We start from the raw sequence: 23,835 nt of genomic DNA, 5'->3' as shown, positions 1-23,835 counted from the left end.
TAAAATCAATTCGCCGATACATGGCCAGCGCGGCATCACATCTGCTTGCATCACTGCGAATTAGAACATACCATGAACATTATGCCCCGACACTCTCTCGACTCCAAACTCGCGATCCTCAGTGATGCGGCCAAATACGACGCCTCTTGCGCCTCATCAGGGTCGACCAAACACGATTCACGCGATGGTAAGGGATTGGGGTCGAACGAGGGATCAGGGATTTGTCACGCCTATGCCCCGGATGGGCGCTGCATCAGCCTGCTCAAGATATTGATGACAAATTTTTGCATCTATGACTGTAGCTATTGCGTCAATCGGGTGTCCTCAAACGTACCACGCGCACGGTTTTCGGTGGACGAGGTCGTGGATCTGACAATCAATTTCTACCGCCGCAATTACATTGAAGGGCTGTTCCTGTCGTCCGGGATCATACAGTCGCCAGATCGGACAATGTCGGACATGGTGCGCATTGCACGCAAGCTGCGCCATGAGGAAAACTTTCGCGGCTATATTCACCTCAAGACGATCCCCGATGCGGCCCCCGAATTGATCGAAGAAGCGGGATTGCTGGCAGATCGGCTGTCAATCAACGTCGAACTCCCCACGGATGTGTCGGTCAAGAATTTCGCGCCGGAAAAGAACCCCGCGCAAATCCGCAAGGCAATGGCCAACGTCCGCATGCGCAAAGAGGTAGCCAAGGACAGGTCTCACACCGGCAAACGCCCGCCCCGGTTTGCCCCCGCAGGGCAATCCACTCAGGTGATTGTGGGGGCGGATGCGTCAAACGATGCGGCGGTGCTGTCGCAATCCACCCGGCTTTATTCCAGTTACAAGCTGAAGCGGGTCTATTACTCGGCCTTTTCGCCGATCCCAGACAGTTCCAGCAAGCTGCCGCTGATCCGCCCGCCGTTGCAGAGGGAACATCGGCTCTATCAGGCGGACTGGCTGTTGCGGTTCTATGGGTTCGACCTGAACGAAATTACGGGTGTAACCCCGGACGGGAACCTGGACCTTGATATTGACCCTAAACTGGCGTGGGCTTTGCAGCATCGCGGCCTGTTTCCGCTGGATGTGAACACTGCGAGCAAGGACATGTTGCTGCGGGTCCCCGGCTTTGGCGTCAAATCGGTGCAACGGATCCTCAGCACACGGCGGCATCGCACGTTGCGCTATGAGGATCTGGCCCGCATGGGCGGATCGATGACAAAGGCGCGCGCGTTCATCACAGCCCTTGGATGGACCCCCGGCGGGTTGACGGACAGCGCGGATTTGCGCGCCCGGTTCGCGCCCCCACCCCAGCAATTGACGTTGCTGTAATGCGACACGTCGCTTTGCCCAAAATCGGCACTGCGTTGGCGTGGCGCGATGCGGCGCGCGCGTTGTTGGGGGAACAGGTGCCGCCCAGCGACGTCATTTGGGGCGACAATGATACCCCGCCCGAGTTGTTTGCGAACCCACCCACACCAGTTCGGAATCGCAGCGACATCACCGTGCCGCGCAGCTTTGTGGCATTGGCCAACAGCGTGGTCTGGCATTCCGACCCTCAGCGCTTTGCGCGGCTCTATGCACTGCTGTGGCGGGTCCAAAGCGCGCCTTGGCTGATGTCTGATCGGGGGGACGCCGAAGTTGCAAAGCTGCGCAGCCTGGAAAAAGGCGTGCACCGCTGTCAGCACAAGATGAAAGCCTTTGTCCGATTTCGCGAGATCGGGGACCCGATAGCGCCGCGGCGATCCTTTGCCGCGTGGTTTGAACCGACCCATCACACAGTTGAGCCGACCGCGCAGTTCTTTTGCCGCCGCTTTGGCGATATGGATTGGCGTATCCTGACCCCTGATGTCAGCGCCCATTTCGAAAATGGCCTGTTGCGGCTGGAGGACGGCACCGACGCCCCCGACCTACCCGATGATGCCCACGAAGAGCTGTGGGTCACCTATTTCCGCAACATCTTTAACCCCGCCCGGCTGAAAGTGGTGGCGATGCAGTCGGAAATGCCCAAGAAATACTGGAAAAACATGCCCGAGGCGGTCGCCATTCCCGAACTGATCGCCACGGCACCTGCCCGTGCACGCGCCATGGCAGAGGCCGCCCCGACCCTGCCACCCGCGCACGCCGCCGGAGCGCAAGCCATGCAGATGCGCAATGTCTCTGAATGGACTGGGTCCGCCTGCGCCATACGCGACGCGCTTGAGGGCTGCACACGCTGCGATCTTCACAAGAGGGCGACCCAGGCGGTGCCCGGCAGCGGCCCGGCGGATGCGGACCTGATGATTGTCGGGGAACAACCGGGCGATCAGGAGGATCTGGCCGGGCGTCCCTTTATCGGACCGGCCGGGCAGCTTTTCGACCAGGCCGCGGCCCATGCAGGTCTGACGCACGAGGCGCTTTACCTCACCAATGCAGTCAAGCATTTCAAGTTCACGGCGCGTGGCAAAAGGCGCATCCATCAGCGGCCCTCACGATCTGAAATCGACCGGTGCGCATGGTGGCTGAGCGCAGAGATCAAACAGGTTGCCCCCAAACTGATCGTCGCGATGGGCGCAACGGCGGCGTTGGCAACAACCGGGTCCGGGCAAGCGATTGTGAACAGGCGCGGCAGGATCGAGGATGGGCTGCATGGGGGCAAAGTGCTGATCACATTTCACCCTGCCTATATCCTGCGCGCACAACCGACCGAGGTTGCCCAAACAGCCATGCACGATTTTCAAGCGGATCTCGGGCTGGCGGGCCGGATCGTCTCGGGCGGTGCCGTGTCCTCTAATGAAAGTCCCGCGATTTCGGGATGACGCGCACATTGCGCGGATGGCCGTGGGTGCCGTTGGGGAGGGCTTTCCTGACTTCATCGGCGCGGGCAAGCGGAGGGGTCATCACATCATTTGCCAACCGATCAAGCGCATCGCTGCGATCGGACAGATGATGGGCCACAACATGGATGACATCATCGCTGCGCTGCACCATACCTGTGACATCAATGATCCGCGCGCGCATGATGACCTTGCGAAACGCCTCCATCACTTTTGGCCAGACGACCAGATTGGCAACGCCGACCTCGTCCTCAAGCGTAATAAAGCAGACCCCCTTGGCGCTGCCGGGGCGCTGGCGGATCAGTACAATCCCAGCCAGCTTGATCAACTGGCCATTGCGCATCGTATTGAGAGCCCCGGTCGAGCGATAGCCCTGCCGTGTCATGCTTGTACGCAGAAACGACATTGGATGCTTTTTCAAGGACAGCCGTGTGGTTTGATAATCCGCAATGACATGTTCACACATGGGCATCTGCGGCAGGTTAAACTGCACTTCGCGCCCCTCATCCCTGTTTTCCTGAAATAGGGGCAATGCCGGCGCATCCCGCAACGCACGGGCATCCCAAAGCGCCTGCCGCCGATCCAGATCCATGGAGCGCACGGCATCCGCCGCCGCCAGTTTGCGCAAGGTGCCGACATCAAGACGAGCACGCTTTTTCAGGTCTGCCAGATCGGTATAGGGGGTCAGCCGCGCCTCCATGATCCGGTGCGCCATGTCCTGCCGCACGCCATCAATCTGGCGCAGCCCCAAGCGCACTGCAAAGACCCCTGGCGCGACGGGTTCCAGCGTGGTGTCCCAATCGCTGTAGTTCACATCTGGCGCACGCACTGTGACGCCATGTTCACGGGCATCACGCACAATCTGGGCGGGCGCATAGAACCCCATAGGCTGCGCGTTCAGCAAAGCCGCACAGAACACATCCGGATAATGACATTTGATCCAGCTTGACACGTACACAAGATGCGCAAAGCTGGCCGCGTGGCTTTCAGGGAAACCGTAATCCCCGAACCCTTTGATCTGATGAAAGCAGCGGTTCGCAAATTCCGGGTCATAGCCGCGCCGGATCATGCGCCCGACCATCTTTTCCTCCAATGCGCCAATGGTGCCGCGTGACCGGAATGTCGCCATGGCTTTGCGCAGCTGGTTGGCCTCGTCAGGGGAAAATTCGGCGGCAACCATAGCAACTTTCATCGCCTGTTCCTGAAAGATCGGCACGCCCTTGGTCCGCTTGAGCACGTTCCTCAGCTCATCCGGATCATGGGGGGCGGCAGGTGAGGGGTACTCTTCGGCCTCTTTCCCGCTGCGCCTGCGCAAATAAGGGTGCACCATATCGCCCTGAATTGGGCCGGGCCGGACGATGGCAACCTGAATGACCAGATCATAGAATTCGCGCGGCTTGAGGCGGGGCAGCATGTTCATCTGCGCGCGGCTTTCGACCTGAAACACCCCCAGACTGTCGCCTTTACACAGCATGTCATAAGTCGGCGTGTCGTCCTGCGGAATGCTTGCCAATGTGAATTTCGGTCCGTGATGGGCTGCAATCATATCGAAGGCTTTGCGGATGCAGGTCAGCATTCCAAGGGCAAGCACATCTACCTTGAGGATGCGCAATTCGTCGATGTCGTCCTTGTCCCATTCGATGAAACTGCGCTCGGGCATTGCGCCGTTTCCAATGGGGACAGTTTCGGTCAGCTTCTTTTGCGTCAGGATGAACCCGCCAACATGCTGGCCCAAATGGCGTGGCATGCCAATCATCTGATCGGCCAGCTTGATCGTGCGCGCCATCAGTGGATCATTCAGGTCAATGCCCGCCTCTGCCGCCTCGCGCGCACCCACCTCACGCCCCCATGATCCCCAGATGGTTTTGGACAAGGCGGTGGTGATGTCTTCGGACAGCCCCATGACCTTGCCCACTTCACGCACGGCCATACGAGGGCGATAGTGGATCACCGTGGCGCACAAGGCTGCGCGATCACGCCCGTATTTTTCATAGATATGCTGGATGACCTCCTCACGCCGCTCATGTTCGAAATCGACGTCGATATCAGGGGGCTCTTTGCGTTCTTCACTGATGAAGCGTTCAAACAGCAGATCGTTTGTCGCCGGATCAACGGCCGTGATGCCCAGAACGTAACAGACGGCGGAGTTCGCGGCTGATCCGCGGCCCTGGCACAGGATCGGGGGGGTGCAATCGTGGCGGGCGAAATTGACGATGTTCTGGATCGTCAGAAAATACTTGGCAATATCAAGCTTGGCGATCAGCGCCAGTTCTTTGCGCAAGGTCGCCGTTATGGCATCGGGTATGCCATCCGGATAGCGCCATGCCGCCCCTTTCCATGTCTGTTCGTCCAGATATTCCTGTGGGGTGCGCCCATTGGGCACAGTTTCCTGCGGGTATTCGTAAGACAGTTCCAGCAGGCTGAACGTGCAGGCATCCGCGACGATCCGCGTTGCGTGAATGGCATGCGGCCACTCTGAAAACAGCGCCTTCATCTGCGCGGGGGATTTCAGGTGCCGTTCCGCATTGGCATCCAGCAGAAAGCCTGCCTTCTGGATTGTGGTTTTGTGCAGGATACATGTCATCACGTCCTGCAAAGGGCGCTGCCCGGGGGCGTGATAGTGCACGTCATTGGTCGCCAGAATGGACAACCCATGGCTCTTGGCCAACGCATCAAGGCAGTTGATGCGTGCGCGATCATCGCCGCGATAAAGGTAACTTGCAGCAATGTGCTTGAGGGTCGGCAGGGCGCGGATCAGACGGCGCAGGCCCGCGCCAAAATGATCAACATCCAAACCGGGTATGGCGATCAGTTGCACACCCGCACTGTGCTGTGCCAGATTATCCAATGTGAGGTCACAGGCCCCCTTAAGCTGCCATGACCCATCAGCCGCCTGCATCTTGGCTTTGGACAGCAAGGTACACAGCCGCCCATACGCCGCCCGGTCACGCGGATATGCGAGGAACATCTCCCCCGTCACCAGCTCCAGGCGGCAGCCAATCACGGGGGTGATCTCGGCCTTATGGGCCTCGGCATGCAAGCGGACCACGCCCGCCATTGTGTTCAGGTCCGCACAACCCAGTTTGTCATATCCCAACGCATTTGCGGTTGTGGCCAGATCCACGGCATCCGAGGCCCCGCGCAAAAAGGAAAAGCATGTGGTGACGCCAAGCTCCACAAAAGCGCTTGGTCTGTTGCGGGTGAACCCTTCATCCTCGATTGTGCGCCTTGGGCGCTGGTTGTCCATTTCGGGCATCAGGCGAACATCCCATGCACGAACCAGCGTGGATCCCCGCCGCGCCCATCATCATGCAGACCCTCGCGGTAGAGCCAGATGCGGCGGCCTGTCTGATCCTCGACCTTGAAATAATCACGCAGCCGGGTGCCGGGGCGGTCTCTCCACCATTCGGGGGCGATCCGTTCCGGCCCCGCATAGCGGGTGACGCGATGGGTTTGCTTGCGCCAGACAAACTGTGCCGGTGGGCCTTCTGGCACCGCATAAAGCACACGCACTTCTTCGGGGATGTCCAGCAGACGGATGGGGCGGTTGTGGGACGCAGCCTCAACCGGTTGAGGGGGGGTGGACAGGGCGGCGACACGCCCCTCGGCACGTTCCGGTACGTGGCTGGCACGCAAGGTAGGGCGCGACACAGCCTGTGTGCCGAACTTTGCCGTCAGCCGATCCACAAGCAAGCTGAGGTCCAGACCATCCTCAACATCGCCATCCAAACGCTTTTGGACAACGTGCATCGGTTCCACGCCGCCTGCGGCCAATGTGATCAGATCAAAACCGAAACCGGGGTTGATACGCTCGACCTTGTCACGAAACAGGCTGTGCAGGTGGATGGGGTCCTGTGTACTGGCAGACATGGCAATGTCGACATGGCTGACATCGCCATCCGTGCGGTACACCGTCAAATGCAGCCTGCGACACCCCATGCTTGCGTGCTGCAACGCATCACACAGGTCTTCGCACAACTGGGGCAGATAGGGTGTCGGGTCAAAAACAGGCTCTGCCAAGCGGCTTTGGACCATGAACCGCGGCTTTGCATCGACGCTAGCAACAGGTTCGGCCAACCGTCCAAAAGCCTGATCCAGCCGCATCAGCGGGTTGGAGGCGAGGGCCGCTTTCACAAAGCGCCGTGTCAGCGACAGGCGCGGCACATCCATCAATGCCCCGATGGTTTTAAGCCCCAACCGTTGCAACAGCAGCAAAGTGTCACCGTCCAGACGCAATCCAGCGACAGGCAAGGGCCCAAGTTTGTGGGGAATTTCATCGGCCATGCAGATTGAGCGCACAGGCCCAAATCTTGCCAACGCCCAGGCGCTTCCCCATGTCGGGGCAACGGCCAGTTGTGATGTCAGGCCAAGCAAGGACAATTGGGTCTCCATCTCGATCAGCATCGCAGCTTCGCCGCCAAGCAGATGATCGGAGCCGCTTGTGTCCAAAATCATCCCATTGTCGCCATCACGCACCGTCCAAGGGCACCAGCGCCGCGCCCACAGGACCAAACGATCCAATGCGGCCCGGTCACCGGCCTGATCTGCATATTCCACCTGCAATTCGGGGCAAATCGCGCGCATATCCACAACGCGTGACCCCGGCAGAATGCCCATCCCCCGCGCGATACGATTGGAGGCGTGGATCACCGGGCCATGATGCCCTTCACTGGCCAGCACCAACGGAATATCATCCTGTGGCGCGTTGCCTTGTCGTTCCATCACGCGCTGCCATCGCTCCATCGCGAAGTGGGGTAATGTGATCGAGACGATCCGCCGTCCGGTCATATGTCACCGTCCACTTGCCCGGCTTGGCCTGACGCGACCGGAACAGATTGAGCGACCAGCGCGATTCCCCCGGTGCGTGGGTGTCGTAGACGTGGGCGGTGGAGGGGATGGACCCGATCCGCCAGCGGTTGCGGGCCGCACTCAGGTTTGGTGTGGCGGCATGGCGCACCAGCCAACAGGGTACATCCGCGGCCTCTGCACGCATCGCCAACCGCTTGGTCGCGGTAAAGTTCAACGCGGCGGGATCGCCCCATATCTCGCCAATCACGGCGGCAAGTGTCCGACAGCGCAACCCATCTTCCAATGCCCACAGGACGTCGGCCGGACGTGACAAATGCACCGCGATAATAGGCCGCTGGATGCCAATCCCTGCAAGACAGAGCCGCCCCGTTTCGCGGTACGACACGCGATCCTGCACCCACAAAACAGGCGCATTGATGCGGGGCAGGCGCGCCAATATGTACCCAATTGCGGCTGCGTCTGTCACCGTTTCGGGAAAGATTTCCGACAAGGTATGCTTGATCGGGGCCCGCTGATGCCACTGCCCAAACTTGTATTTTTGAAGAGACAAAGACTGCATGCACGTCACATTGATTCCCAAATGTTCCTCTTTTGTTCTAAATGTATGAAGTCATTTGGTCAAACATTGTAAGGGGCATTCGTCAGACTCACAAAGCCCCAGAGTCTGTTCTGTATTGGGTCACAGCCGTAAATCAGAACGGCAGCGTCCTGCCTCTGCCAAGGCCCTGTGATGATGGGGGTGTTGTTTGGCGGCGCGGTTGTCGCAAACTTGGCAATTGGCAAAATTCTAGAATCCACCCTCCGAAATTGAAATACGGCCCATCATGCGTCGGTTAGATTTGTCACCATCACTGATACATTGTCAGTGAAAACTCAGGAGGTCTGATTTGGAACATCCAACTCTTACTCTGCGAAGCGCGGCTCACGATATTCGGGGGTACCTTGCAAGCGCATCTTTGGCGGCGGAAGGCCTGGGCGAACATGTCGACGAAAAAGTGGCTCTGCATGCTGAACGCATCTCCAAGGCCATCGATCAAATCGCCTATATCTGCGACACGGATCTTAACGAAACTGAGAAACCTGAAACGATAACCCGGCTCAACCGGGGCGATATCGAAGGCATGCTTGAAGACATCACCCACCTGATTGGCCCCGTTTACGAAGACCGGGCCGGACACCCCAAAATGGACGTATTGGTTTCGTCCGGCACACGGCTTGTGTGCAGCAAAACAAGACTGTTTCGGATCATTTACAACCTCACAGTCAATGCCGCGCATGCCATACGGGCGAGCACCGGTAGTCAAATTACAATCCGGGTGTCGCAAGGATGCGGTAACGTCTGCTTCTCGATATCGGATGACGGCCCTGGCCTGCCCGAACATATCATTGGCCACTTATATCCCCGGATTGACCGCCCACCGGCGATGGGCGCGAATATTGGCTTTGGCTTGATGACAGCCGTCAGCCTTGCTCGTGAAATGGGTGGCAGAATACGCTTGCTGCGCAGCTCCCCAAACGGTACCGAATTTTGTTTGATGTTACCCGATAGACCGATCTGAGCACTCAGATCGCAACAGCGTCCCGCCTGTACACAGCACGATGTCCCAAATGTGCAAAGGTTTTTCCCCCCAGCCTTCTGTACAGGCCACAACGGCGGATGGTTTCCCGGCCATCCGCCAATTTTTTGCTTTTACCACATGGATCAAAGCTGGAAATTCACCAGGGAAAAAGATGCGATACTCTACGCCTGACCCTCCCGGAAATGCCCGTAAGGGCAGGAAGGCAGACAGCCCCTATCGGTGTAGCAGGGCGTTAACCGCGTCTACACTTTCCCGGATGGCACCCGATGAGATGCCGGTGCGGGATAGCACCCGCAGCCCGACATATTGCGCCATCAGCAGCCGAGCATACTCTGTCGGAAACTCAACCCCATCACTGTCACAAAGCGCTGTCTCGAAGCCGATATGCAGTTTCTCGGCCGAGGCCAAAGTACGGGGCGAAATGTCGGCCTCTTGCGCCGCCGCCCCGGAAAGCGTGGAACACAAGAGGCAGCCCATGCGATTTCCGGAATCCACGGCATCTGTGATTGACCGGAACAGCGATCTGATCCGCTCTCTGCCCTCGACGCTTGGGTCAGACAGAATTTCGACTGCCTTACCCACCTCTTGGGCATCATAAAGATCAAGTGCCCGAAGGAAGAGCGCCTTCTTGTCATCGAATGCCTTGTAGAGACTGCCCCGCGTCAACTTCATGCCTTCAAGCAACTGATCGGTCGTCGTCGCATCATAGCCGTGTTCCCAGAAAACGGCCATTGCGCGGGCTACCGCTAGATGTGTGTCAAACTCTCTTGGTCGTGCCATGCGTTCCATATAGGAGTATTTTCTGAATTAGGAACTTTTTAGTTCCCAATCACGGAAAGGTGTTTGGAATTATCCTGTTCCAAACTTTATGCTGCTCTTATCCGCACCGGAGACGGCATACCCGCCCGACCAGCAAAAGGACCAAAACCCATGAAATTCTTCTCGACAGCCTTGATTGCGATCACTGCCGCCACAATCAGCTTCAGCCCCGTTCTGGCCGGTGACCACAGTTCCGTCGCGTCTGGTACATTCACCGGGGCCAGCGATCACATCACAACAGGTGGTGTGCAGATCATCAAAACTGCTGACGGTGGTGCCGTCGTCATCCTCGATACGGATTTCAGCTTGGACGGGGCACCTGATCCGCGCGTCGGCTTCGGGAATGATGGCACCTATGTCGACGTGACGGATCTGGGCGAACTCCAGCAACTGACGGGCCTTCAGATTTACATCGTACCCCCTACCGTCAATGTCGATGATTTCAACGAAGTCTACATCTGGTGCAAGCAATTCAGTGTGCCGCTTGGCGTTGCGGGCATCTCGTAACCCCTCATCCGGGACGGGCAGGGATTGGATTGCCTCGGCACTTTTCCCAGAAAACGAAACGGCCGTCCCAAGGGGCGGCCGCTTATCGTTTCTTTCAGGGTGCGTTCTTCAGATATCACTGATCGGCTTATGGACCAAGAAAGACAGACTCCGAACGATAATCATCGCCAGATAGGTGGCGATGGCAGGGCACACGGGTGGCCCAAAAGCCGAGCGATCAGGATCACGAAACCAACCCGTCCCCGTCGCCTAACCGCCTGGACCGCAGTCAATGCAACGCAATGGCGGATTGGGGCCGAATTCCAGTTCGGCGGCGAGGTTGCGAAGGGCCGTGCGCAGGCCTTCCTCGATCACCGGATGATAGAACGGGCGCTGCAACGTCTCTGTCACGGTCAGGCGGCTCTCAATCGTCCAGGCCAGCAGGTGCCCGATATGTTCGGCGGCAGGACCAATCATCTCTGCGCCAAGCAGGACACCCGTTTCGCGAACTGCATAGACGCGCAACAGCCCCTTGTCCTTACCGATCACGCGGGCACGCCCCTGATCCTCGAAAGAAACCTCACCATAGGCAAAATCAACTCCGGCCTTGATCAGTTCCGCGTGACCTCGCCCGGCAATGGCGATTTGCGGGTCGGAAAAGACCACGCCCAAACCCACGCGCCTGGCACGGCGGTATACCTCCGGATAGCGCGCAGCGTTTTCACCAGCGATCCGACCCTCGTCAGCGGCCTCATGCAGCAACGGCAACTCAATCGCGGCATCCCCTGTGACAAAGATCGAGGACAACCCGTCGCCTTTCATGTCAGCACGCATGGACATGTGATCATGGCGCGGGGACCCTCGATCATCCAGAACAAGCGATGTGTTTTCGATCCCGATGTTGTCTAGGTTCGGTCGCCGGCCGGTCGCGGCCAATAGATAGTCAAAGCGTTCCTCACCCGTGTCGCTGGCATCGCCCTTGTCGGTCCAACGCACCACCACCTGATCCCCATCCCGGGAAATCTGTGTATCAGCATCGAAATGCGCTGCGAACTCCGACCCGAAAGTCTGGCGGGCATAGGCCACCAGATCCGGATCACTCAGCGGTCCAACGGAGTTTCCCAATCCGAACAGATGCACCCGGACACCAAGCCGCGACAAAGCCTGACCAAGTTCCAAGCCAATCACACCAGCACCGAAAACAGCGACCGAGCGGGGAAGGTCCGTCCACTCGAACACGTCGTCATTGACGACCAACCGATCACCCGCAGCCTCAAACGGGAGCGGAATTGCAGGGCGAGAGCCAGTCGCAATGATAATGCTGCGCGCAGTCAGACGGGAGCCATCGTCCAGTTCAATGGTGGTGTCATCAAGGAAACGGGCATTCTGGCGGATGAGGTGCTTCTGGTCGAACGCCTCTACGGTATCATGCACAAAGCCAACGAAACGGTCGCGTTCCCGTCGCACGCGGTCCATCACCGCGACACCATCAACCGTGACTGATCCTGCCGAGACTCCGAACCTCTCCATATGGCGCGCCTCATTTGCAGCATCCGCCGCTGCGATCAGCAGCTTGGAAGGCATACACCCCACACGCGCACAGGTGGTTCCCAGCGGGCCGCCGTCAATCAGGGCGACCCGATCCGTCTGTTTGACAACCTCGCGGTAGGCCGCCATCCCGGCGGTTCCGGCACCGAGAATGGCAACATCAACATCGTAATCTTTCATCACATCTTCCTTTGGCTCTGTCACAGGCATACTACCCAAGGCAGGAGTTTTGGAAACCGTGCGATTTCGGCATCAGGAAGGAAAGCATCCCGCGCGATGGGGATGTTGAACACAATCGCGAGAAAGCTCCCGGCCGCTGATTATCAGATAAAAAGAAATGTCTAGCTGTTCGCCGATTATGGCCATTGAGGTCATTGAACAGGCAATGCGTTTCAGAGGTTGGATAACATTCAAAGCGTTCGCAGACCTCCCATTGTTGAAGGGAGGTCGGATCAGCCGGTACAATGAGCTGTATAAGATCCTCGAAGAAGGAAAAGGCTGTTCTGTTGTCATCGCCTTTGTTAAATTACCTGCCACATCTTTCAACTATCCGGCTGATTTACCGCGCCAAAGAATGAACAGGCCGGAAAAGACAATCAAACCGGAGCCAAGCACCATCACAGCCGTCAATTGCTCATCAAATAGCACCACACCCAGCGTGATCCCGAAGAGTAACCTCGTGTACCGGAAAGGTGTCACGGCAGATACCTCGCCGGTGCGCATCGCTTTCATAAGGCATGAATACGCGGCAACGCCAGCCGTAATGGCCCCCAATACATAAAGAGAGGTGCCAGTATCGGGATATACAAATGATACGCCTTGCCAGACCGAAAACATCGCCCCCGCAACCGCGATAGACAGGAAACCGTATAGTCCGAGAATGGCTGTGCTGAGTGTGGCCGGGGCAGCACGGCTTGCCAGATCACGTCCTGCAAAACCGATCATGCCGATAACTGCCAAAATCGACAGGACTGAAAAACTGTCGGTTCCCGGCTGGACCATGATGATGACACCGACAAAACCGATAAAGATTGCAGTCCACCTCCGCCATCCAACCTTCTCTCCAAACAGCAATGCGGCAGATGCAACGACAACCAACGGTGTTGCCTGCAATATCACTGTCGCGGATGACAACGGTGTGAACGCAATGGCAAGGAAGTAGAACAGACGACCGACGATTTCGAAGTACGCGCGAATGCGCATCGGTCGAGAGACGGCATCCTTGATATATAGGGGTTCGTTGTTCAGGCGGGCCAAACACGCGAACACCGCTGCCCCGCCAAGGCCAAAGATCATCAAGATTTGGCCGACAGGCAGTACGACAGACGCTGCTTTTACAAAGGAGTCTTCGACGGCAAAAATGGCCATCGCCGCGACCATCCAAATGCTTCCAATCAGGTTTGCTTTGCGATCAGTTGCAATGTTTGCGATCATTCGCGTTCCGATTCAGATACCAGATCAGGCGACAACTGATGTATCGCAACTCACGTCCCAGCGTGTCTTGGGTCAATGACGCACACACCATGAGCCGTCAATCTGAATAAGTCGCAACCAGTCATCTGCTTGCCTGCGCAACCGGCCGGATTGTCCCGCATTACCACCGCTACCCAAGATACGGCGAAGATCCGAAAGGAGCTTATACTGGAAGGGACGATTTCTCGCTGTATCGAGGTTGAACAAGCGAGACGCGGGACGAAACCGCCCTGTGCAAAAGTGGTTTTCGCTGACGCAGCATCCGAAAGTTGGGCCCGAGCACGCTCAACTTCGCCAACACTTTCGTGAACTCACGTCACCGACTAAATCTGACAGCCATTCATATGAATCTAAGACCCTGTTTTATAACTATATTTAATTACCGGATCTCACGAATTCTGTGAGTATATCCAATGCTTATAGGGGGCATTCGGAGGAAGAATTTTAAGAATCCGCACACATCCACACTTGGTTGACCAGCGAAGAGGCCGGACGTTCGGCCAGATCTTCGCTGTAACCAAAAACTCATGCGGAGATCACCCATGCTATCCGAGATCCTTGCCAGCTTGCGTGCCAGATTGCTGAACACGTCTTCTCTGGCCCAAGAAACCGTCCGTGATGGACAAACCCTGACCAACGGCTTTTTCCAAAGCACCGTTGTCGACAACACACCCGCGTTCATCCTGAACAATGACTTTGCACGGTTCCTCAACTTTGGGCAGGTCGAAACAAACGGCGCACCGTCTGCCGTATCTGTCGAAGCCGAAGACGCCCAGGTCTTCAACTTCCGCAGCGGCAGCATCGATGCAAATGGCGAAGTCGCCACAGGCATCGAAGTTACGGACGGATCAAGCGCAGCCATCCGCAACTTTGGCAGCATCGCCGGCGAACTGAACGGCGTTGAATTCAGCGGGCCAAACAGCTCGGGCACGCTCGACAACTTCCGCGGTGGCGTCATCTCCTCTGACAGCCGCGCTGTCGAGATCGAAGGCGACGGTATCAGCGTTCGCAACTTTGGCGACATCATCGGGACCGACAACCAGCGTAACGGCACCATCTACACCAACGCGACAGCCGAAAATGTCAACATCTCGAACTTCTCAGGTGGGACAATTGATGCAGGCGAAGGCAATGACGGCGCAGGCATTTCGTTCCAAGTGGGCGATGAAGTAGGCGACGTCGTGTCCAACACCGTTTTCAACGGTTTTGGTGCCACCATTCAGGGACGCGGCCAGGCGGCTTCCAACACAGGCGGCGCAGGCGACGGTATCCGGATCAACAACGGCGCAGAAGGCACCGTGTCGGACACCGACATCGTGAACTCGGGCCTGATTTCATCCGAAAGCAACAGCGGCACCGCTGGCGGTATCCGCATTGCAGATGGCGTGGCTGCCGAGGGGCGCATCCTCAACACATCGACCGGTGTGATCGAAGGCGTTCGCAACGGCCTGTATATCGGTGAAGGCGAACATGATCTGGATGTTCTGAACTTCGGGACAATCCAATCCGACAGCCGCGCAGTGAACATCGACGGCACCGGCGTTAACCTGACCAACGCAGGCGACATTCTGGGCACCGACGACCAACGCAACGGCACCCTCTATGCTGACGGGACTGCGGATGATTTTAGTGTCCGCAACCTGACAACCGGGACCATTGATGCCGGTGAAGGCAATCTGGGTTCGGGCTTTGGCGCCGAGATTGGTGGGGCCGAAGATGGTGCCAACACTTTCACGCTTGAAAATGACGGAACCATCCAGGGCCGTGGCAATGCGCCTGCAGGCAACAATTCGGCTGGTGACGGCGTACGGATCGGCAATGTCGGCAACACGGGCACAACCGATGCGACCATCACGAACACGGGTGATATTCTGTCCGAAGGTGGCAATGGTACTGTCGCAGGTCTCCGGGTTGTCAACGGTGTGAACTTCCAGGGGTCGTTGACCAACTCCGGTCTGATCGCGGGTGTTCAAAACGGCGTCTACTTCGGCACGGGTGACCACACAGGTGGTTCGTTTGTGAACGAGGAAGACGGAGTTGTGTCATCCGGCAGCCGTGCGCTGAACATCGATGGCGAAGGTCTTTCCGTCACCAACCGCGGTTCCATCCTTGGTACCGGCGATCAACGGAACGGCACGGTTTATGCGGATGCGACAGCTGACAACTACAGCTTCACCAACTCCGGTCTGGTGGACGCAGGCGAAGGCAACAACGGTTCTGCCGTGGCGTTGCAGACAGGTGACGTTGATGGCGACATCGTTTCGGCTGTGATCGTCAACGAAGAAGGCGGCGTGTTTCAAGGTCGCGGCGACGCAACCGAAGGCAACCAGGTTGGCGACGGTCTGCGTTTGTTCAGCAATCAGGAAGACGCAAGCTTTGCCGGTCTGGTGCAGAACGACGGCGTGATTGCCGGGTCCGAAGACAGCGACGCTGCGGCAGGTATCCGCATCGACGGCGGTCTGAACCTTCTGGGTGCGATCATCAACGAAGGCGAGATCACCGGCACGGTGAATGCCATCGACGCGACCGAAGCTGGCAGCGTGACCTTTGTCAACGATGACGACGGTGTGGTGAACGGCAACGTGTTGCTGGGTGCCGGAGAAGATATCGTTGTCGACCTCGGTCAGATCAACGGTGTTCTTGATGGTGGCGCAGGCGATGACGTTCTGATCGCAGGCCAAGGCGACAACGTGATCGTTGGTGGTCTGGGCAACGACTTCATCGAAGGTGGCGACGGGTTCGACACGGCAGATTTTTCTGATCTGGACGTGGCGGTGACTGTCAATCTCGACGCCAATGGCAACGGCACGGCCACCCGCGAAACCGGGTTCTCCGTTTCGGTGCAGGATGTCGTGGTCGGTGCTTCGCTCCAACCCACACCCAATATCGATGGCGGTGCCGGATTTGTGGCAGAGGCCCTTGCAGGGAACCTCTATTACAACGTCCATACAGCGGACTTCCCCGGTGGTGAAATCCGCGGGCAGCTCGAAGTTGTCAGCGATACGGGTGCGGGCCATAACCGCGTGATCCAATTGGCCGGATCGTTGGACGCAGCGCAGGAACCTGGGCCGACCTCCGACAGCGAAGCCACGGGCGAAGCGACGCTCACCATTCGCTTCAACGAAGCAGGCGAGGTGATCTATTCCTCGGAGCTAAGCGTGACCGGCCTGAACGAAGCGGACCTGCAAACGCCGGTTCCGGGTGTCGTGTCGGCCATCCACCTGCACAATGCGCCTGCCGGGATCAACGGCCCCATCGCGCAGGACACGCTGGTGGACGCTGGTGCAGTGGTCGACGCTGCGGCAAGGTTGGGTGTTTCCGGAGCCGATGTCATCGACGAAGTTGTCGAAGTCGACGTTCTCAGCTCGATCGAGCGTGTGATCGGGTCCGATGACAGCGACACCGTGGATCTCAGCAGCTTCAATGGTGTGACCATTGATCTGGACCTGAGTGCACCTGCACCGAACCCGGCTGCAAATGGCGACGAAGGCCCGCAAGATGGCGGCATCATCGTTGACGGTGGGATCGCAATCGAAGTGGATGACTTTGAAAACGTCATCGGATCTTCGGGTGATGATCTGATCCTTGGCAACAATGAGTTCAACATCCTGTACGGTGGGGCTGGTAACGACGCCATCCACTCGTTCGGTGGTGCGGATATCATTGACGGTGGTTCGGGTATCGACACCGCGTTGTTCTCGGCGGGAGCGGGCGTTGTGCTTGACCTCGACGAAGGCGGCAACGGTGTTGCGACTGTCAACGCGCCGGACGGGGCCACGCTTGATCAGGTGTTCAACTTTGAGAACATCAATGGGTCAAACAACGCGGGCAGCCCGAACGGTGGCAACGACATCCTGTCCGGGAACTCTGGTGCGAACCAGCTGAACGGTCAGGCTGGCGATGACATCCTGAATGGTGAGGGCGGCAATGACGTCCTGATCGGTGGCGCAGGATCAGACACCTTCACCTTCGAAGGGCTGTTCGGCAACGACACCGTCAACGACTTCCAGAGCGGCGTGGACCGGTTGGACTTTTCGGACTTCGGTCCGGACTTCGCCGAAAGCCTCGTTGTGTCGCAAGACGGTAACGACGCCCTGCTGACCTTCTCTTCGGATGCCTCCGTGCGCCTTGAAGGGGTCAACAGCACCGACCTGACAGACGACGACTTCATCGCCTGATCCCCAAACTTACCGAGGTGGCGGCACGTGTCGCCACCTCTTCATTCCGAAAAGAGATCACCAAAATGTTTCAGAAAAAATCCACCGTCAAAACCGCATGGAGCAAGCTGCGCAGCGGTTTTCTTGCCATCGGCTTCTTCAGCATGATTTTGAACGTGATGATGCTAGCCGGTCCTCTTTACATGCTGCAGGTCTATGACCGCGTCCTGACCAGCCAGAACCAGGACACCCTGATCGCGCTCAGCATCCTTCTGGGCGGGGTCTTTGTCGTAACCGGCCTGCTGGACCTGATCCGCACACGCATCCTGAACCGCCTTGGTGCGCGGTTTGAACTGATGATCGGCGCACCTATCCTGCAATCATCGATCCGGCGTCGTGTGCAGGGCAAGGCCGGCGGTGACAACCCGGCGGCCGACATCACTGGCCTGCGCGACTTTATCTCGGGTCCGACGCTGATCGCCTTTTTCGACGCGCCGTGGATTCCCCTGTATTTGGGTGTGCTGTACGTCCTGCACCCCTATCTGGGCGCTTTTGGGCTGGCCGGTGCCCTTTTCCTGACAATTATGGCCCTGATCAACAACGCGCGCTCTGCCGACGTGATGCAAGACGCATCCCGTGCGCGTTCCAGGTCCGACGCTTTGTTCACTGTAAGTGAACAAAACGCAGAGCTCGTCCATGCGATGGGCATGACTGGTGATCTCGCCCGTCGCTGGACAGCTCTGCAACTTAATGCACATGACCTCAAATCGCGCGTGTCCGATCGGATCGCCGGTTTTTCCGTGATGTCGAAAACCACGCGCATGGCGCTGCAATCAGGCATGCTTGGCCTTGGTGCCGCGCTGGCGATCACTGGGCAGGCCACCGCTGGTGTTATGATCGCGGCCACCATCGTACTGGCACGTGCGCTGGCCCCAATTGATCAGCTGATTGGCCAATGGCGCACCTTTCTGGCGGCGCGCGGGTCTTACAAGACCTTGCGGGCCTTGTCCGAAACCTATCCCGAGACACCCAAGCGTCTTGCCCTGCCCCGTCCGCAAATCTCGCTGAATGCGACAATCGCACAGGCGGGTCCGCCCCTTGCGCAGAATGCTACAATCGGCGGGATCGAATTTGTCCTATCCGCCGGTGATGTGCTTGCGGTCATCGGGCACAGCGGGTCAGGCAAATCGACCCTCGCCAAAATGCTGGCAGGCATCTGGATGCCGCAGCGTGGGGCGATCCGTCTGGACGGCACGCCGATGGCGAAATGGGACGAACAGGATCTTGGCCGCTTTATCGGCTACCTGCCGCAGGACGTCCAACTTTTCGATGGGACAATCCGCGAGAACATCGCGCGTTTTTCCACATCGATTGATGATGCCAAGGTATTGGCCGCTGCCGTGGCCGCCGATGTGCACGGATTGATCAGCAGCCTGCCCGATGGCTACGCGACCGAAATCGGTGATGGCTTTCATCTGTCGGGTGGGCAACGCCAGCGGATCGCTTTGGCCCGTGCACTGTATGATGATCCGTTCATTCTGGTTCTGGACGAACCGAACTCGGATCTTGATGCCCAGGGCGAAGCGGCACTGCGCAACGCCATTCGTGGAGCAAGTGCGCGTGGAGCCATCACATTCGTGATGACCCATCGCCCCAGCACGCTGGAAGCCGTGAACAAGGTTCTCACCCTCAACAAAGGCACGCAGTCGGGCTTTGGCGACAAGGAAGACATCCTACGCCCCCGTCAGCACGAAACGCCCGTGACGCAAACCGCCGCAGCACAGCTTGCCGCCCGTCGCGCACTAGCCCCCGCTCAGGAAGGAGCAGCCCAATGACAACCTCCCTCGCACATGCACCAAGCAACTCTGTTTTGCGTCTTGAAGACTACAACAGAATTCCACCCAAGACCGTTGATGGCGGTATCGCGTGGTTCGTCGTCTTCGGCTTTTTGGTTGTCACTGGTTTTGTCGGCGGTGCAGCCTACTGGGCAACGGCATCCAAGCTGGATGGCGCTGTGGTCGCCCCTGCATCCTTCGTGGTCGAAGGCAGCCGCAAGACCGTCGAACATCTGGACGGCGGCATTGTCAGCAGCATTCTGGTCAACAATGGTGATCTGGTTGAGGCGGGGCAGGTTCTGGTCGAACTCGACAGCACCGATCTGGGCGTTGATCTGGATGTGATCGAAAGCCAAATCAGCGACCTGTCCGTGCGGCGCGCCCGCCTTGTGGCGCAATTGCGCAAAGACGAGACATTCGAGCGCAGCGATGTCGCCGCCGCATTCCGGGTGTCATTGGAGCCGGACACATGGGCCTCTGCCTTTGTCACCCAGAAGTTGCTCTTTGATGCGGAACGGCGGTCACGCACTGCCGAAGGCGCGCTGAGCGATCAACGTGCTGCCAACCTCGAAGATCAGGTCCGCGGTTTGCAAGCGCAGCGCGCATCCAACGCGCGTCAGCTGGAGATCACCAGGCAGGAACTGGAAAATTTACAGATCCTACAGGCCAAGGGCCTTGTGGCCGCTGCGCGCGTGAACGCCCGCCGGGTCGAGGTTGAACGGTTGAACGGCGTGGACGCCTCTTTGCAAACGCAAGAAGCACAGGCCCGCAACCAGATCAGCGAGCTGCGCCTTGCCACCATTGGTACGCAAACCCTGCGCGACGAAGCGGCCTCAACCGAACTGGCACAGATCGAGGCATCCCTTGCCACGCTTGAACCGCAATATATCGGCGCAAGTGAACGATTGAAGCGGGTGTCGATCACAGCACCTGTCAGCGGTCGTGTGGTGGAGATGACGGTGTTTACCACAGGCGGTGTGGTGCGTCCCGGCGCGCCCATCATGGACATCGTGCCCATTGATGAGCCACTGGTGATTGAGGCGCGCGTGAACACGGCGGACATTGAAAAATTGCATGTCGGCCAGTCCTCGCGCGTGCGATTGTCGGCCTTTGATCAAGGCGATGTGCCCGAGGCCAACGGCACGATCATCGACATCTCTGCCGACAGCCTGGAAGACGAGCGTACAGGCCAGTACTACTATGTCGCCCGGGTGAAACTGGATACAGAGCAAAGCGCAGATGTGGCCGCTCTTGATCTGGTGCCCGGCATGCCTGCCGACCTGTTTGTAAACACCGGTGAGCGGACTGCGCTCAGCTATTTGACGCAGCCGCTAAGCGATCGGTTGGCCCGGACGTTCATCGAGTAGTGAAAGACCGCGTCACGCCTCGAATGTGGGCGTGACGCCTTTGGGCGGATTCTGCTGGATATATGCCACGATCTTGGCAAGCAGCGGTTTTCGGGGGCAGTTCAGGCGCGATGCGGCCCCTAGGTTTCGCAGGTTTCCCGGCGCTTCGAAGGGAATGAATGTCAGTGGCCAATTGTCTTGAGTGAACTGTTCTGCGGCAAGGGCCGACACAATGGTACAGTCATCTGAATGGCAAATGTACCGGCAAATCGTCTCGAACCGCAGGGCGCTCAGATCAAACGTCTTGCTCGCCCGCGCGGCGACATTTGTTTCGGGCAAGCGGGCTTCAAGTTCGTACCCGAAAGAGTGCGGCAAACGAATGAAATCATGTACCGGCACGTCCTCGGGTCGGATCGAGGACAATGTGTCAAGCGGATGACCCTTGCGAACGCCCAGATACAGCGGCTCTTCCCAGATGGATGTGAATTCCAGTGTTGAGTTGTGGTTCAGTTGGGCGACCAAAGCCGTATCAAGAACGTGGTCTTCGACCATTTGCAGCATGTTCTGGGGCAAGTCCTCGATCATGGTAACCCGCATGGAAGGGAACAGCGTGCGGAACAGAACCGAGAAGTATTCAGTCAGATAGGGGGCGAGTGTAGGCGTCAGGCCGATGTTGAAGGGCACCGCCTCGGGGTCGTTGAATTCCGTTGCCGTGTCTCGAATGCGCTGCGCACCGGCCAGCATCTCTTCTGCGATGGCAACCACGCGCGCGCCGCAGGTGGTTGGACGCACGGCCCCGCTCAACCTGATGAACAGATCCGTGCCCAGTTCTTTTTCCAGCTTCTTGATCTGGTTGGAAAGGGCCGGCTGCGACACGTTGCAGTCCTCGGCGGCACCGCTGAAACTGCCCAGCCTTGCCACAGCCACAACGTACTCTAGGTCGCGTAAATTCATCAAAACTCACAATGCATTTGCAGTCTTAGCTTAGGAGATTTCTAAAACCACAAGAAGGATCGTCTGTCACGCTGTATGCGTATCAAACAGGAAGCTACATCTCGCAGTTGCGCCATGATGGCGGCAATGGGGAGACGTAGCAGGCGTGGTATTTGCAGCTAAGCGGACATCGCCACTATATGTTTACGGATTTCGATATCTGCCTTGGCAAGGTATGTCCTGTACGACGTTTCATGGAGGCACTCCAATTTGATGAAAAGCAAACTTCTTGCATTTGGGCTGGTGGGAAGCATGCTGGCCGCACTTTGTTGCTTTACGCCGCTCTTACCGATCGTTCTCACAGGATTGGGCTTAACCGGGCTGCTTGGCGTGATCTATAACGATGCAATTTTGCTTCCCTTGATGGCTGGTTTCATAATTCTGGCGGGGTACGCATTTTGGCTGCAGAAGAAGCAAAAGTAGTTCTGGAATCCATACTGACCTGTCCCTCATGCGGGCATGTCGAGACGGAGACCATGCCGACAGATGCCTGTCAGTGGTTTTACGAATGCAAGGCCTGCAACATCGTCTTGAAGCCACTCCAAGGCGATTGCTGTGTATATTGTTCGTATGCAACAGTGCCATGCCCTCCGATCCAAGAGGGCAAGCCCTGCTGCGCATAGCGGACATTTTTGGCTTCACAAAAACGCGGCGGGTTTATGCAACGGCTGCTGTTTGCAAATGATCCTCTGGGATATTTTCAGAAGTCACTCATATGTATTCGGGCTGTTGCGTCGACAGCATGAAAAATAGCAGTTCCGCCCCAATCTCGGGGTCTCGAATTCAGTGCCAGCTCAAAGGTGTTTTGGGGCGCTAAAAACCCTTTGGTCCAATGACCCATCCAGGTCCACTTTGCCTGATGTTGCGCGATGCAAGATGACGGCGTCGCAGATTGCGTTGTGGTGGCGCAATGGTATTCTGTCCGAGGAGAGGCCCGCCCGCCGTCGTGTATCGAAAGCCGGAAAGCCGCTGTTATCACAACTGAGTCGTTCTGATCCGGCTTTCCACCTTGGCGCACGCAAACCGTCGATTGATCGAACTGGGCAACCTCAAGGAACCTGATGGACAACCATATGCACGCCGATCATTTTATCGATCAACTTCGCCTCATGGGCGGACTGCCTGACGGCCTGACAACCGACCGGACCCTCGAAGCCTTTAGGGCCATTCCGCGCGAGGCTTTCGCTGGTCCAGGGCCTTGGAAGGTTCGCTCCGCGCTCGCCCAGAACGGCTTTGAAGCGCACCTTACACCCGATGCTGATCCACGATGGCTTTATCATGCAGTGCTCGTGGTGTTGGACGAGGCGCGAGGCATCAATATCGGGGAACCGACCCTATGGGCCCGCCTCCTCGCCCGTACGGATATCCGGCCCGGTGCGCGCGTGCTGCAGGTCGGCGCAGGCGTTGGCTACTATACCGCCATCCTCGCCCATCTCGTCGGTGCAGAAGGAAGAGTGGTGGCTTATGAAGTGGAAGGCACCTTGGCCGAACGTGCGAAAACCAACCTGACAGCATGGACGAATGCGCAGGTGCGCCACGGTAATGCAGTCACGGACCTGCCCAATGACGACGAACACGGTCCCTTCGACCTTGTGGTTGCATTCGCAGGCGTGACCCATGTGCCTGATACATGGTCCTCACACCTGTCGGAGGAGGCCCGGCTGCTCCTGCCGCTGACGGGTGAGAATGGTTGGGGGGCGATGATCCTCGCACACCGGACCAATGAGGGTTTCGAGGCTGCAACTCTGGGGCGGTGTGGCTTCTATCCGTGTGCGGGCGCGCGCAACCACGCGCTGGCCAAACAAGTGTCCGACCTCTTTTCAGATCCCACTCATCTGGCGGGTTGGCGGTTCAGGATGATCCACAATGACAAGCGCATTCGGCTTGAGCCGGTGGATGGATGAACCCCCTGCCCTGTCATGCTCCGAAAAATCGGAACGTTTAGCTACGAAGCCGCCTTAGGCGTTGTACCATTCCTGGTCTTCTGA

General features: G+C 57.9%; 17 protein-coding genes. 10 read left to right on the top strand and 7 right to left on the bottom strand.

Translation table 11 applies throughout. The features are described 5' to 3' along the window. Positions 1–81 precede the first annotated feature (81 nt). Positions 82–1,317, top strand: a complete 1,236-nt coding sequence (locus Q0859_RS17995) for a putative DNA modification/repair radical SAM protein (RefSeq protein WP_299153812.1) — start codon at positions 82–84, stop codon at positions 1,315–1,317. Then, positions 1,317–2,783 carry a UdgX family uracil-DNA binding protein gene (locus Q0859_RS17990; RefSeq protein WP_299153810.1) on the top strand — a complete coding sequence of 489 codons (1,467 nt, stop codon included), beginning with the start codon at positions 1,317–1,319 and terminating at the stop codon, positions 2,781–2,783. The genes Q0859_RS17995 and Q0859_RS17990 overlap by 1 nt, the downstream gene beginning before the upstream one ends. Here the strand turns inward: Q0859_RS17990 and Q0859_RS17985 are convergent. The 3 genes from Q0859_RS17985 to Q0859_RS17975 are packed head-to-tail and all read right to left on the bottom strand — an operon-like array spanning position 2,755 to position 8,076. Further along, the gene (locus Q0859_RS17985) at positions 2,755–6,057 is read right to left on the bottom strand and encodes an error-prone DNA polymerase (protein ID WP_299153808.1); all 3,303 of its coding nucleotides are present in this window, start codon (positions 6,055–6,057) and stop codon (positions 2,755–2,757) included. The genes Q0859_RS17990 and Q0859_RS17985 overlap by 29 nt on opposite strands. Next, positions 6,057–7,523: a DNA polymerase Y family protein gene (locus tag Q0859_RS17980; RefSeq protein WP_299153877.1), complete on the bottom strand. Its 1,467-nt coding sequence runs from the start codon at positions 7,521–7,523 to the stop codon at positions 6,057–6,059. The genes Q0859_RS17985 and Q0859_RS17980 overlap by 1 nt, the downstream gene beginning before the upstream one ends. Further along, the gene (locus Q0859_RS17975) at positions 7,492–8,076 is read right to left on the bottom strand and encodes a hypothetical protein (RefSeq protein WP_299153802.1); all 585 of its coding nucleotides are present in this window, start codon (positions 8,074–8,076) and stop codon (positions 7,492–7,494) included. The genes Q0859_RS17980 and Q0859_RS17975 overlap by 32 nt, the downstream gene beginning before the upstream one ends. 421 nt (positions 8,077–8,497) lie before the next feature. Here Q0859_RS17975 and Q0859_RS17970 point away from each other — a divergent pair, with 421 nt between their 5' ends. Next, positions 8,498–9,169 carry a HAMP domain-containing sensor histidine kinase gene (locus Q0859_RS17970; protein WP_299153800.1) on the top strand — a complete coding sequence of 224 codons (672 nt, stop codon included), beginning with the start codon at positions 8,498–8,500 and terminating at the stop codon, positions 9,167–9,169. A 234-nt stretch (positions 9,170–9,403) separates the two neighbouring features. On the opposite strand, the gene Q0859_RS17965 is transcribed toward Q0859_RS17970, so the two are convergent. Continuing rightward, a complete protein-coding gene (locus Q0859_RS17965) occupies positions 9,404–9,922 on the bottom strand; it encodes a TetR/AcrR family transcriptional regulator (RefSeq protein ID WP_299153798.1) in 519 nt (172 codons plus the stop codon). A 198-nt stretch (positions 9,923–10,120) separates the two neighbouring features. On the opposite strand from Q0859_RS17965, the gene Q0859_RS17960 reads away from it, so the two are divergent. Then, positions 10,121–10,516 carry a DM13 domain-containing protein gene (locus tag Q0859_RS17960; protein WP_299153796.1) on the top strand — a complete coding sequence of 132 codons (396 nt, stop codon included), beginning with the start codon at positions 10,121–10,123 and terminating at the stop codon, positions 10,514–10,516. Positions 10,517–10,765: 249 nt separating this feature from the next. On the opposite strand, the gene Q0859_RS17955 is transcribed toward Q0859_RS17960, so the two are convergent. Together Q0859_RS17955 and Q0859_RS17950 are read right to left on the bottom strand one after the other, a co-directional pair. Next, a complete protein-coding gene (locus tag Q0859_RS17955) occupies positions 10,766–12,223 on the bottom strand; it encodes a dihydrolipoyl dehydrogenase (RefSeq protein ID WP_299153794.1) in 1,458 nt (485 codons plus the stop codon). A gap of 366 nt (positions 12,224–12,589) precedes the next feature. Beyond that, the gene (locus Q0859_RS17950; RefSeq protein WP_299153792.1) at positions 12,590–13,477 is read right to left on the bottom strand and encodes a DMT family transporter; all 888 of its coding nucleotides are present in this window, start codon (positions 13,475–13,477) and stop codon (positions 12,590–12,592) included. Positions 13,478–14,058: 581 nt separating this feature from the next. On the opposite strand from Q0859_RS17950, the gene Q0859_RS17945 reads away from it, so the two are divergent. The 3 genes from Q0859_RS17945 (at position 14,059) to Q0859_RS17935 (ending at position 20,875) form a co-directional block, all read left to right on the top strand. Continuing rightward, positions 14,059–17,694 (top strand): CHRD domain-containing protein, encoded by a 3,636-nt coding sequence (locus tag Q0859_RS17945; RefSeq protein WP_299153790.1) that lies wholly within the window; start codon positions 14,059–14,061, stop codon positions 17,692–17,694. 65 nt (positions 17,695–17,759) lie between these two features. Continuing rightward, positions 17,760–19,508: a type I secretion system permease/ATPase gene (locus Q0859_RS17940; protein WP_299153788.1), complete on the top strand. Its 1,749-nt coding sequence runs from the start codon at positions 17,760–17,762 to the stop codon at positions 19,506–19,508. Then, complete coding sequence (locus Q0859_RS17935) at positions 19,505–20,875, top strand: HlyD family type I secretion periplasmic adaptor subunit (protein ID WP_299153786.1); 1,371 nt, start codon at positions 19,505–19,507, stop codon at positions 20,873–20,875. Before Q0859_RS17940 ends, Q0859_RS17935 begins: the two co-directional genes overlap by 4 nt. 12 nt (positions 20,876–20,887) lie before the next feature. On the opposite strand, the gene Q0859_RS17930 is transcribed toward Q0859_RS17935, so the two are convergent. Next, positions 20,888–21,808, bottom strand: a complete 921-nt coding sequence (locus tag Q0859_RS17930; protein ID WP_299153784.1) for a LysR family transcriptional regulator — start codon at positions 21,806–21,808, stop codon at positions 20,888–20,890. Positions 21,809–22,060: 252 nt separating this feature from the next. Here Q0859_RS17930 and merF point away from each other — a divergent pair, with 252 nt between their 5' ends. The 3 genes from merF (at position 22,061) to Q0859_RS17915 (ending at position 23,751) form a co-directional block, all read left to right on the top strand. Next, a complete protein-coding gene (merF, locus tag Q0859_RS17925; protein WP_299153782.1) occupies positions 22,061–22,270 on the top strand; it encodes a mercury resistance system transport protein MerF in 210 nt (69 codons plus the stop codon). After that, positions 22,246–22,470, top strand: coding sequence for a GDCCVxC domain-containing (seleno)protein (locus Q0859_RS17920; RefSeq protein ID WP_299153780.1), 225 nt, complete (start codon positions 22,246–22,248; stop codon positions 22,468–22,470). The genes merF and Q0859_RS17920 overlap by 25 nt, the downstream gene beginning before the upstream one ends. Positions 22,471–22,908: 438 nt before the next feature. Next, positions 22,909–23,751: a methyltransferase domain-containing protein gene (locus Q0859_RS17915; protein WP_299153778.1), complete on the top strand. Its 843-nt coding sequence runs from the start codon at positions 22,909–22,911 to the stop codon at positions 23,749–23,751. Positions 23,752–23,835 lie beyond the last annotated feature (84 nt).

It is taken from the genome of uncultured Tateyamaria sp. (assembly GCF_947497045.1).
In the GTDB taxonomy this organism is placed as follows: Bacteria; Pseudomonadota; Alphaproteobacteria; order Rhodobacterales; family Rhodobacteraceae; genus Tateyamaria.
The sequence above is the reverse complement of the archived record's forward strand: the minus strand, read 5'-3'. Positions and strand labels throughout refer to the sequence as shown.

Excerpts from the sequence above, each read along its gene's own strand:
- Q0859_RS17965 (WP_299153798.1), bottom strand. The coding sequence starts at position 9,922 with ATGGCCGTTTTCTGGGAACACGGCTATGATGCGACGACGACCGATCAG.
- Q0859_RS17980 (WP_299153877.1), bottom strand. The coding sequence starts at position 7,523 with ATGGAACGACAAGGCAACGCGCCACAGGATGATATTCCGTTGGTGCTG.
- Q0859_RS17995 (WP_299153812.1), top strand. The coding sequence starts at position 82 with ATGCCCCGACACTCTCTCGACTCCAAACTCGCGATCCTCAGTGATGCG.
- Q0859_RS17945 (WP_299153790.1), top strand. The coding sequence starts at position 14,059 with ATGCTATCCGAGATCCTTGCCAGCTTGCGTGCCAGATTGCTGAACACG.
- Q0859_RS17950 (WP_299153792.1), bottom strand. The coding sequence starts at position 13,477 with ATGATCGCAAACATTGCAACTGATCGCAAAGCAAACCTGATTGGAAGC.
- Q0859_RS17930 (WP_299153784.1), bottom strand. The coding sequence starts at position 21,808 with ATGAATTTACGCGACCTAGAGTACGTTGTGGCTGTGGCAAGGCTGGGC.
- Q0859_RS17955 (WP_299153794.1), bottom strand. The coding sequence starts at position 12,223 with ATGAAAGATTACGATGTTGATGTTGCCATTCTCGGTGCCGGAACCGCC.
- merF (WP_299153782.1), top strand. The coding sequence starts at position 22,061 with ATGAAAAGCAAACTTCTTGCATTTGGGCTGGTGGGAAGCATGCTGGCC.
- Q0859_RS17990 (WP_299153810.1), top strand. The coding sequence starts at position 1,317 with ATGCGACACGTCGCTTTGCCCAAAATCGGCACTGCGTTGGCGTGGCGC.
- Q0859_RS17915 (WP_299153778.1), top strand. The coding sequence starts at position 22,909 with ATGGACAACCATATGCACGCCGATCATTTTATCGATCAACTTCGCCTC.
- Q0859_RS17960 (WP_299153796.1), top strand. The coding sequence starts at position 10,121 with ATGAAATTCTTCTCGACAGCCTTGATTGCGATCACTGCCGCCACAATC.
- Q0859_RS17940 (WP_299153788.1), top strand. The coding sequence starts at position 17,760 with ATGTTTCAGAAAAAATCCACCGTCAAAACCGCATGGAGCAAGCTGCGC.
- Q0859_RS17985 (WP_299153808.1), bottom strand. The coding sequence starts at position 6,057 with ATGCCCGAAATGGACAACCAGCGCCCAAGGCGCACAATCGAGGATGAA.
- Q0859_RS17935 (WP_299153786.1), top strand. The coding sequence starts at position 19,505 with ATGACAACCTCCCTCGCACATGCACCAAGCAACTCTGTTTTGCGTCTT.